Below are 276 nucleotides of genomic sequence, written 5' to 3'. Positions count from 1 at the left end.
CTTTTCAAAAGCCTCAAATAAAACCTTACGGGTTTGTCCGTGGTGCTGTTCTGTGAAGTATTGCATTTTCATGTAAGAAAGATTACGCAGTGTTTTGTTACGTTCATTTCTTACCGGAATGGGGATTACGGGTTTTATTTCCAATGCTTTGGTATGGTCTCTTTCTGAGTAGGTGAATACGTGTAAATAGGAAACATCCAATGCATGTAGAAAATCAAAAGTTTCCTGAAAATGGGCATCGGTTTCACCCGGGAAGCCAACGATCACATCTACACC

Annotated in this window: 1 pseudogene; it reads right to left on the bottom strand. The window is 40.2% G+C overall.

Annotated features, from left to right (window positions below):
• Positions 1–276 (bottom strand): annotated as a pseudogene (locus ACS2QP_RS27635) (tRNA (N(6)-L-threonylcarbamoyladenosine(37)-C(2))-methylthiotransferase MtaB); the annotation flags it as partial.

This window comes from Bacillus cereus group sp. Bce019 (assembly GCF_051781745.1).
GTDB classification, from domain to species: domain Bacteria; phylum Bacillota; class Bacilli; order Bacillales; family Bacillaceae_G; genus Bacillus_A; species Bacillus_A cereus.
The sequence above is the reverse complement of the archived record's forward strand: the minus strand, read 5'-3'. Positions and strand labels throughout refer to the sequence as shown.